This window comes from Streptomyces sp. NPDC050263 (assembly GCF_040655955.1).
GTDB lineage: Bacteria > Actinomycetota > Actinomycetes > Streptomycetales > Streptomycetaceae > Streptomyces.
Genome location: NZ_JBFAKW010000126.1, coordinates 17818 through 27713 on the forward strand (window position 1 = coordinate 17818; position 9896 = coordinate 27713).

Sequence of the window (9896 nt, forward strand, 5' to 3'; positions counted from 1 at the left end):
GTCGCGCAATCCATCAGGGGCGCGGGGAACTGCGCGACCGGCCACAACGGACCGGAACGTCTACGACGGCCCAAGCCGGCGCAGCGCTACGCGCCGAGCATGTTGTAGCCGCCGTCCGCCACCAGGAACCCGCCCGTGATGTGGTTCGCGTCCTCCGTGGCGAGGAACAGGGCGGCTCCCGCGAGTTCCTCCGGTCCCGGGATGCGTCCCATGGGCGTCGCCGCCCGCAGTGCGTCCCCGCGCCCGCCCTGCCAGTCCGCACGGCCCAGCGTGGCCTCGGTCTCGATGAACCCCGGCGCGAACACGTTCACCCGCACCACCGGCGCGAAGGCGTGCGCGTACGACTTGGTCAGCCCGATGATTCCGTACTTGGCCGCCGCGTACTGCGGCGCGCGCGCACTGCCCCGTACGACGACGGTGGAGCCGATGTTGACGATGGCGCCCCCGCGGTCCTGCTCCAGCATCCGCGCCCCGAACTCGTGCGTGCACAGCAGGGTGCCCTTGATGTCGACGGCGAGGACGTGGTCGACGGAACTCTCGGTGAGGTCCCGCCACGACATCTGCTCGCGGGCCACGTCGCCGACGTTGTTCACCGCCACGTCGAGCCGGCCGAAGTGCCCCCACACCTCGTCGGCGAGGCGCTTGATCTGGTCGTGCTCGGCGATGTCGGCCCGGACGACGAAGGCCTTGCGGCCGAGCGCCGTCACCCGCTCCGCCGTCGCCTCCGCGCCCGCGCGCGAGCTGCGGTAGTGGACGGCGACGTCGGCGCCCTCCTGCGCGGCGCGGACGGCGATCTCGGCGCCGAATCCGGTGCCCGCACCGGTGACGAGGACGGTCTTGCCGGCGAATCGCTCGGGGACGGGGTGCATACGTTCTCCGTTCGTGAAGTCTCGTTACGGACAAGGGCGTTCATGCGCGTGCGTTCATGCGCGTGCGTTCATGCGAATGCGGTCATACGAGGGTCCGACCGCCGTCGGCGTACAGCACCTGGCCGGTGACGAACGCGGACTCGGCGGACGCGAGGAAGAGAACGGGCCCGGTCAGGTCCTCGGGCCGGCCGAGGCGGCCGGCGGGCACCAGCGACTCCAGCGACGCGCGCATGCCGGGCTTCGCCAGGTAGTCCCGGGTGAGTTCGGTCTCGGTGTAGCCGGGCGCGACCGCGTTGACCGTGACCCCGGCGGCCGCCCACTCGCGCGCCATCACCCGCATCAGCTGGTTCACGCCGCCCTTGGTCGCCGCGTACGGCGCGTGCTCCTTGTGGGCGAGCAGACCGGAGACGGAGGACAGGTACACGACGCGCCCGCAGCCGTTCGGCACCATCACCGCGCCTGCGGCCCGGCCCAGCCAGAACGCGCTGGAGAGGTTGACGGCGACCAGCCGCTCCCACACCTCGTCCGGCGTCTCCAGGACCGGTCTGCGGTCGTTGACGCCGACCGCGTGCACGAACACGTCCAGCCCGCCGAGGAGTTCGACCGCCTCGCCCACCGCGGCCCGGCAGGCCCCGGCCGAGGTGAGGTCGGCCGCGATGCCGTGCACACCGTCCTGGGCGATGGCGTCGAGCCGGTCCTTGTCCACGTCGAGCACGACCACCGCCGCGCCCGCCCCGGCGAGCGCCCGGGCCACCGCTGTGCCGATCCCGCCGGCTCCGGCGACGAGGGCACGGGTACCGGCGAAGTCCCATGTTGTCCGCATGTCCGGACCGTAAGCCACTCCTGTGTTTTGTGTCCACACTTGGCACACCTCTTGACGCTCACAGGCGCGATTGGCAGGGTGAGTGTCGACAGTTAAGGAGGTTCTGATGAAACTGGTGACGTTCGACGCGGGCCCGGAGGACGGACTGGTGGGGCGGCTCGACGGCGACACCGTCGTGGGGCTGGGCGTGCCCTCCACCCGCGTGTTCTTCGAACGCGAGGGCCAAGTCGGCGAGACGGGACGGACGTTCGCACTGGCCGACGTCCGGCTGCGGGCGCCGATCACGCCCAAGAAGTTCTTCCACACGGCCGGCAACTTCCGCGAACACCACGAGGACCTGGTGCGCGTGGACTGGTCCCACCCCGTGAACAAAGGCATCGTGTTCTTCCAGAACGTGGACGCGATCATCGGCCCCGACGAGCCGATCGTGTACCCGGCGAACCTCACCCGGGAACTGGACTACGAACTCGAACTCGCCGTCGTCATCGGCAAACCGGGCCGCTTCTTCTCCGCCGAGCAGGCCGCCGAGCACATCGCCGGCTATCTGGTCTTCAACGACATCACCGCCCGGGACATCCAGCGCAGGGAGATGGAGTCCGGGGTCTTCTCCTTCTCCAAGGCCATCGAGACGTTCTGCCCGATCGGCCCGTACATCGTCACCGCCGACGAGATCGACGATCCGCACGACCTCGACATGGAGCTACGGGTCAACGGCGACGTCCGCCAGAAGTCCAACACCGCCCGGATGTCGGTGTCCATCCCCCAACTGGTGGCCTACCACTCGCCGCAGGTCTACAGCGCGGGCGACCTCGTCACCACCGGCACCGTCGCCGGCGTCGCCGCGAGCACCGAGGACCCGTTCGCCAACTACCTCAAGCCCGGGGACGTCGTGGAGGCCGAGATCGAGGGCCTGGGCGTCCTGCGCAACCAGGTCGTCTCCTGGCGCGACGCGCACGGCACCGAAGAGCCGCCCGCCGGGCTCTGGGTGTGAGGCGATGAGGATCGCACAACTGGCCGGACAGCCGGTCCTGTTGACTCGGTACGGCGCTGTCGACGTCCCCGCCGAGTACGCCGAGGACCTCTTCCTCCACTGGGACGACCTGCGCGACTGGTCCAGGGACGCCACCGGGGGGCGTCCCTACGACGAGGCCGAACTGGAAGCGCCCGTCCCCGCTCCCCGCCAGATCTTCGCCGTCGCCCTCAACTACCGCCCCCACACCGCGGAGGCGGGGTACCAGGAGCCCGAAGCGCCGCTGGTGTTCACCAAGTTCCCGACCTGTCTCACCGGCCCGCACACGACCGTGGAGCTTCCGGACGGCCATGTCGACTGGGAACTCGAACTGGTCGCCGTCATCGGCCGCGAGGCCCGCCGGGTGCGGGTGGAGAAGGGCTGGGAGCCGGTCGTGGCGCTCACCGTCGGCCAGGACCTGTCCGAGCGGATCGCCCAACTGGCGGGCCGCCCCGCCCAGTTCTCGCTCGCCAAGTCGCACCCCGGGTTCGGCCCGGTGGGCCCCGCGCTGGTCAGCCTCGACGAGATCGACGAGAGCGGCGACCGCGACGACCTGGAACTGACCTGTGAACTCAACGGCGAGCGGGTCCAGCACGACCGCACGTCCGGCATGATCTTCCCGATTCCCGAACTGGTCGCGTATCTCAGCGAGTTCTGCACCCTGCTGCCCGGCGACCTCATCTTCACCGGGACCCCGGCCGGCGTCGGCAACCGCCGGTCCCCGCAGCGCTTCCTGACCCCCGACGACGAACTCGTCAGCCGCATCGGGGGAGTCGGCGAGATGCGGCACCGCTTCCGGAGGACGACGCCATGACCCGCACGCTCTTCACCGACCTCCAGGTCTTCGACGGCACCGGGAAAGACCCCTTTCCGGCCGAGGTGCTCGTCGAGGGAAACCGCATCACGGCGGTGGCCGACCGCGTCCCGCGCGACCTGCGGACCGAGGCCCGGGTGATCGACGGCGGCGGCGGCACCCTGCTCCCCGGACTCGTCGACGCCCACGCCCACCTCGGCTTCGGCTCCACCGTCGAGCACCGCTCGCCGCGCCGCGACGAGCCCGCGGAGGAGAAGGCGCTGCTCGTGGCGCACGCCGGACGCGTGCTGCTCGACCACGGCATCACCAGCGCCTACTCCGGCGGCAACCGGCTCCCGCGCACGGAGATCGCCGCCCGCAAGGCCTTCGCCGAGGGCTGGATGCCCGGACCGCGGCTGAAGGCCGCCTCCTGGGAGGGCAGCGCGGGCATGGTCGAACCCGGCGTCTACGACTTCCCGGGTGTCGACGGGCGGGCCTCGGACCCCTGCTCGGTGGCCCGGTTCGTCACCGACATGGCCCAAGTCGGCGTCGACATCGTGAAGTTGTCGCTGTCCGGGGAGAGCGCCGTCGTCCAAGGAACGTCCCGGATCGTGCAGTTCACCGGGGAGGAGGTCGCCGCCGCGGCCAAGGCCGCGGAGGAGCACGGCGTCTGGCTCACCGCGCACGCGCACGCCGCCGAGTCGATCAAGACGGCCGTGCGACACGGCATCCGCGCCGTCTACCACTGCACCTTCGCCGACGAGGAGGCCCTCGACCTCCTCGAAGCGGCCCGCGACCGCGTCTTCGTCGCCCCGACCCCGGGCATCATCCACGCCAACCTGCACGAGGCCGGCACCGAACCCGAGCCGGGCATGGAGGTCGAGGCCACCGCCGAGGCCGTGCGTGCGGTCGTGCCCGAGCTGGTCCGGCGCGGCGTACGCGTCGTCCCGGGCGGCGACTACGGTTTCGCGTGGAACCCGGTCGGCCGCAACCTCCGCGACCTCGAACTGTTCGTCGACTGGTTCGGCTTCACCCCCGCCGAGGCACTGCGCGCGGCGACCTGCCACGGCGGCCAGATCATGGGCATGGAGCACGAACTCGGCCTGATCCGGCCGGGGTTCCTCGCCGACCTCGTCCTCGTCGACGGCGACCCCCTGGAGGAGATCGGCATCCTCCAGGACCGCGACCGACTCGCGGTGATCATGAAGGACGGCAAGCTGCACAAGGCCCGCAAGCCGCACAGGGCCCGCGGATGATCCGGGCCCGTACGCCCGCCGGGCGGCTCCTGGGGGAGTGGGACAAGGGCGTGGCGGTGTTCCGGGGCATCCCGTTCGCCGAGCCCCCCGTCGGCCCGCTGCGCTGGCGCCCGCCCCGGCCCGCCGCCCGCTGGGACGGAGACCGGCGCGCGTACGACTACGGGCCCGCGCCGCTCCAGCCGCAGCCGCCCCGCGACTCGATCATGTTCCACACCAACTTCGCCGACCGGCGGGCGCTGGTGACGAGCGAGGACTGCCTCTACCTCAACGTGTGGACACCCGACCCCGCACCCGCCGCCGGGCTGCCGGTCATGGTCTGGCTCCACGGCGGCGGCAACCGCTACGGCCACGGCGGCCAGGAGATCCACGACGGGCGCGCGACGGCCCGCCGGGGGCTCGTCGTCGTGACCCTGAACCATCGGCTCGGCGCGCTCGGCTTCCTCGCCCACCCCGAACTGGCCGCCGAGGACGACCTCGGGGCGTCCGGGAACTACGGGCTGCTGGACGTCGTCGCCGCCCTGGACTGGGTGCGGGAGAGCATCGCGGCCTTCGGCGGCGACCCCGGCCGGGTGACCCTCGCCGGCAACTCCGCCGGGGCCGCCCACATCTGCCACCTCATGGCCTCGGGGGCCGCCCGGCCCCTCTTCCGGGCGGCCCTCGGGCAGAGCGCCTCCGGCATCGGACGCGCCGAGGGGCCGCTCGCCGACCAGTTCGCCGCCCAGAAACAGGGGCTGCGCTGGGCGGCTGGCTTCGGCGACCGGGGCATCGACGCGCTGCGGCGGCTCGACGGCACGGAACTCGTGCTCCGAGGCCACTTCGGACCCGTCGTCGACGGGCGGCTGCTGACCGAGCCGAGCGACGACGTCTTCGCCGCCGGCCGCCAGCACGCCGTACCGCTGCTGGTCGGCTCCAACCTCGACGAGGGCTCGGTCTACGCGACCCCGGACGCCCTGCGCAGCCTCCCGGTGGAACCCGGCGCCGACGAGCTGTATCCCGTACGGGACCTGGCGGAAGCCCGGCGCACGGCACGGCTGTTCACCGGGGAGAGCCGATTCGCCTACCCGGTGTGGCGGTGGGCCGTCGCCCACGCGCAGACGGCGCCGACCCGGCTGTACCGCTTCGCCCGGACGCCCCCGCTGCCGCGCGGCCTGGACCTGGCTCCACCGCGCGACGGACTGCCGGGATACGGCGTCCACCACACCGCCGAACTGCCCTACGCCCTCGACAACCTGGACTGCCGGCCCTGGCCCTGGACCGAGTCCGACCGCGAGCTGGCCCGCACCATGGCGGACGCCTGGGCCCGCTTCGTGGAGACGGGCGACCCGAACGGCGGCACGCTGCCGGTGTGGCCGGCCTTCACCGGCACCGAGACGATGGAGTTCGGCAACCCGGAACTCGGGGACTGCGCGCAAGCGGCCACCGTCGAACGCCTCGACGCGATGCGGCTGTTGGACCGCTGCCCCCGACCCCTCTGACTCCCCACGAGAGGACCCCTGAGTGGCAAGACTCCCCGAGACCGAAGGCGCCGGCGAGATCGCTCACCGCATCCGCGAACGCCGAGGCGGCGCACTGCGCCCGCTCGACGGCATGCTGCTGCACAGCCCACAGCTCGCCGACGGCTGGAACACCCTGCTGGGCGCGATCCGAGGGCGCATGGAACTCCCCGCGGACATCCGGGAGTTGGTGATCCTGCGGATCGCCGTGCTCAACCGTGCCCCGTACGAGTGGACGGCACACGAGCCGGAGGCGCGAAAGGCCGGCCTGGACGACACCGACCTGGTCGAAGTACGCCGTGCGAAACCGGAGTTCGACGGGCGCCGTCGGCGGGTCATCGCCTACACCGACGCGATGACCCGCGACATTCACGTCCCGGACGACGTGTTCGATGCCCTCCGCGCCCATTTCACCGACGCCGAACTCGTCGAACTGACGGCGACCGTGGCCGCGTACAACATGGTGTCCCGCTTCCTGGTCGCGCTCGACGTCTAGGGGTCTTCTGATGGATCTCCGTGGGAGAAGGAGCGGCGTTCGGTGCGGCGAGAGTGCGTGCCGGGCGTCGCGACGCCGCGGAGATCCATCAGAAGCCAGCCCCCTAGGGCCCTAGGAACGTCGGCCGCGCTGCCGCCGGACGAAGTCGACGAGCAGTCGGTTCCACGAGGTCGGCTGCTCCCAGTGCGGGTTGTGACCCGCCTCGCGGACGACATGCGTCTGCACGTCCCGCAGATGACCGGCGTTGAGGCGCATGACGGACGGCGGGCTGTAGAGGTCGGCGTCGCCGGTGATGAGCTGGACGGGCAGGGCGAGGGTCTCCATGGCCGCCCAGGTGATCGTGTGCGCGAGGGACTGCGGGAAGGCGTCGGCGGTCCGGGCCCGGTCGTGGATCTCCAGCCAGGCCGCCACCCCGTCCCGGTCGCCGCCCCGGTACGAGGGGCCGAGCTCCTTGAAGTCGACGGGCAGGTCGCCGAAGGGGTCGGGCTGGAGCGCCGCGGTCAGCTCGGCGTACTCCGCGTCCTGGACGCCCATGATGCTGCCGGAGACGGTGAGACTGCGCAGCCGGTCCCCGTACGACAGGGCGTAGTCGAGCGCCACGGGTCCGCCCGCCGCCGCACCGCAGAGGTGGAAGGTCTCCAGGCCCAGGTGGTCGGCGAGCGTGTTCAGGTCGCCGGAGGCGGTGTCGGCCTCCGACCTGACGCCCGCCACCGAGTTGTACGCGCCCCGCCGTGAGTAGGCCACGACGCGGAGCCCCGTCGCGGCCAGCACCGGCTGCTGGTAGGGCCAGCTCTCGCCGCTCCCCGAGCCGGGATGCAGCAGGACCACGGCCTCCCCGGCGCCGCCGGTGTCCCAGCACCACAGGCTGCCGCCCCCGGACACCGGCACCTGATACTCGGTCACCGGCGCCTGCGCGGGCACCGGCACCGGCTCCCACGGCTCCCCGGCGGACGCGTCCCCGGCCTCGGCCGTACCCTGGGCGACACCGGTCGCCGCGACCGCGGCCAGCGCGCCTCCCACCACGGAGCGTCTGGTGAGAGCGGACGAGACGGGCGGGGCGGACGAGACGGGCGGGGCGGCAGAGCCGGACGGGCGGAGCGGGTTCGTGCGGACTCGCTTCATGATTCCTCGCTTCTTCGGTGAGATTCCGGTGAGATTCCGGCGGGTTCTCCGGCGCGCTTCTCCAGTGACTGATGCTCTCTGTCGACAGGACGCAGTCGATCGCGGGGGATCTCCGCTGTCGCCCGCCGTCGGGTGAGATAGTGTCGACACCGTTGTATTGGCTGTGAGCTCGGACAGGCAGGGAGAAGTGCCGCATGACCGATCAGGACACGCATCTCGTGCTGGAGCGCCTCCTGCGGTTGCGGGACCGGCGTGAGCCGCTGGTCGCGCAGATCGCCGAGTGGGTCGGCGCGGGCATCATCGAGGGCCGGCTGGAACCGGGTCAGGACCTCAACAGCGTGGATCTGTCACGCCGGTTCGACACCAGCCGTACGCCCGTCCGCGAAGCGCTGATGCTCCTCGAACAGGAGGGGCTGGTCGAGATGAAGGCGCGCCGCCGGCCCAGGGTCGCCGCGCCGTCCCCGCAGGACATCCGGGACATCTACCAGGTCCGCAAGCGCCTCCTGTCGATGCTCGCGGCCCTGCTGGTGGAGCGGGCCGACGACGAGGAACTCGCCGAGCTGCGCACCCGCGTCGAGCGGATGCGGGAACTGGCCGACGCCGGTGACGTGGACGCCTACTTCTGGAACCACGTGCTGCTCCAGGAGCGGATGACCGAGATCGTCGGCAACGCCACCCTGAAGCAGATCCTGGACTCCCTCGCCCTGCGCACGCTGATGCTGCGGCACCTGAGTCTGACCCGGGCCGGGCGCCTGGCCCACAGCATCGACGACCAGGAACGGCTGCTCCAGGCCTGCGAGGAGCGTGACGAGGAGCTGGCCTCCGCGCTGATCGCGGGGGCGACGGTGCGCGCGCAACGGGCGGTGGAGGAGCAGTTGGAGCAGGACGACGCGGCCCGCGGCCGCAAGCCCGTCCGCAGGCACAGAGCGGCTTCGTAGCAACCCGCCGGACGGCCCTGCCGGGCCCCCTGGGCGGCTCACTCGGCCAGCACTCCGCCGTCGACGGGGAAGTTGCCGCCCGTCACCCACGCCGACTCGTCCGAGGCCAGATACACCGCGCACCAGGCGATGTCCTCCGGCGTCCCGACCCGGCCCAGCGGGATCCGGGCCAGCAGCGCGTCGCGGGCGGCGCCGTCGTGGGCGCCGGCGGACTCGGTCGCGGGCGTGCGCACCATGCCGGGCGAGATCGTGTTGGCGCGGATGCCCGACGGGCCTCCCTCGACGGCCAGTTGACGGGTCAGCCCGAGAACGGCCGCCTTGCCCGCGCAGTGCGCGACCATCCCGAAGTTCCCGCTGCCCCGGAAGGCGTTCACCGAGGCGAAGTTGACGATCGATCCGCCCCCGGAGGCCTCCAGGTGCGGCCACGCGGCCTGTACCGGCAGGAAGACCACGTCCACCTCGCCGCGCAGGGTGGGCGACCACTGCGCGCCGAAGTCCATCGCGGCGGCCGTGGCCATGTGCGGGGCGATGGCCCCCGCCGTCACCAGGACGTCGATCCGGCCGTGCCGCGTCACCGCCTCCTCCGCGAAGCGACGGGCGTCGGCGGGGACGGTCATGTCGAGCGGCGCGAGCACCTCGACGGCCAGCCCCCGGTCCGCGGCCGCCTTGCGCGTGCGTATCGCGGACGCGGTGTCGAGATCGCAGCCGATGACGGTCGCGCCCTGCTCGGCGAAGAGCAGCGCACAGCCCTGGCCGATCCCGGCGCCCGCGCCGGTCACGAGAGCGACTTTCCCCGAGAGCCTGCCGGTCACGTGGACCCCCTTCAGGAGGAGTTCATGGCGGTCGTACGAGACCGCGGCACGGCTCGCCCCTCCTTCCTAGTGTCGACACTATGGGTCCGTCAAGGGGCGTGAAGCTCCGGATGGTCATTTCTGTCGACAGTTATCGGCGAGGCGGAGCGAGGCGAGGCGGGGCGAGGCGGGGCGAGGCGGGTCCAGGTCGTCTAGGCCCGTACTTCGCGGGTCGTTGATTCGTATGGTGTGACCGGTCCGGGGGTGTCCTCGGGCCGGGGTGTGGCGTTGGGTGGGGTGTGTCGA

At 72.0% G+C, this 9896-nt stretch carries 10 protein-coding genes; 6 read left to right on the forward strand and 4 right to left on the reverse strand.

What is annotated here, in order from left to right:
• Positions 1 to 86: 86 nt before the first annotated feature.
• Together AB0J04_RS37135 and AB0J04_RS37140 are read right to left on the reverse strand one after the other, a co-directional pair.
• A complete protein-coding gene (locus tag AB0J04_RS37135) occupies positions 87 to 869 on the reverse strand; it encodes an SDR family oxidoreductase (RefSeq protein WP_363173029.1) in 783 nt (260 codons plus the stop codon).
• Positions 870 to 951: 82 nt separating this feature from the next.
• Positions 952 to 1692, reverse strand: a complete 741-nt coding sequence (locus AB0J04_RS37140) for an SDR family oxidoreductase (protein WP_363173030.1) — start codon at positions 1690 to 1692, stop codon at positions 952 to 954.
• 106 nt (positions 1693 to 1798) lie between these two features.
• Here AB0J04_RS37140 and AB0J04_RS37145 point away from each other — a divergent pair, with 106 nt between their 5' ends.
• Genes AB0J04_RS37145 through AB0J04_RS37165 form a run of 5 tightly spaced genes read left to right on the forward strand, consistent with a single transcriptional unit; the run spans position 1799 to position 6739 of the window.
• On the forward strand, positions 1799 to 2683 hold the full coding sequence (locus AB0J04_RS37145; RefSeq protein WP_363173031.1) for a fumarylacetoacetate hydrolase family protein: 885 nt from the start codon (positions 1799 to 1801) through the stop codon (positions 2681 to 2683).
• A 4-nt stretch (positions 2684 to 2687) separates the two neighbouring features.
• Complete coding sequence (locus tag AB0J04_RS37150; protein WP_363173032.1) at positions 2688 to 3515, forward strand: fumarylacetoacetate hydrolase family protein; 828 nt, start codon at positions 2688 to 2690, stop codon at positions 3513 to 3515.
• Positions 3512 to 4750 (forward strand): amidohydrolase family protein, encoded by a 1239-nt coding sequence (locus AB0J04_RS37155; RefSeq protein WP_363173033.1) that lies wholly within the window; start codon positions 3512 to 3514, stop codon positions 4748 to 4750. Before AB0J04_RS37150 ends, AB0J04_RS37155 begins: the two co-directional genes overlap by 4 nt.
• A complete protein-coding gene (locus AB0J04_RS37160; RefSeq protein ID WP_363173034.1) occupies positions 4747 to 6225 on the forward strand; it encodes a carboxylesterase family protein in 1479 nt (492 codons plus the stop codon). The genes AB0J04_RS37155 and AB0J04_RS37160 overlap by 4 nt, the downstream gene beginning before the upstream one ends.
• 22 nt (positions 6226 to 6247) lie before the next feature.
• Complete coding sequence (locus AB0J04_RS37165; protein ID WP_363173035.1) at positions 6248 to 6739, forward strand: carboxymuconolactone decarboxylase family protein; 492 nt, start codon at positions 6248 to 6250, stop codon at positions 6737 to 6739.
• Positions 6740 to 6850: 111 nt separating this feature from the next.
• Here the strand turns inward: AB0J04_RS37165 and AB0J04_RS37170 are convergent, their stop codons facing one another.
• Complete coding sequence (locus AB0J04_RS37170) at positions 6851 to 7861, reverse strand: alpha/beta hydrolase (protein WP_363173036.1); 1011 nt, start codon at positions 7859 to 7861, stop codon at positions 6851 to 6853.
• Between the two features lie 194 nt (positions 7862 to 8055).
• Between AB0J04_RS37170 and AB0J04_RS37175 the strand changes: the two genes are divergently transcribed.
• Positions 8056 to 8799 (forward strand): GntR family transcriptional regulator, encoded by a 744-nt coding sequence (locus AB0J04_RS37175; RefSeq protein WP_358807015.1) that lies wholly within the window; start codon positions 8056 to 8058, stop codon positions 8797 to 8799.
• 38 nt (positions 8800 to 8837) lie between these two features.
• Here the strand turns inward: AB0J04_RS37175 and AB0J04_RS37180 are convergent, their stop codons facing one another.
• Positions 8838 to 9611 carry an SDR family oxidoreductase gene (locus tag AB0J04_RS37180; RefSeq protein WP_363173037.1) on the reverse strand — a complete coding sequence of 258 codons (774 nt, stop codon included), beginning with the start codon at positions 9609 to 9611 and terminating at the stop codon, positions 8838 to 8840.
• Between the last annotated feature and the right edge of the window lie 285 nt (positions 9612 to 9896).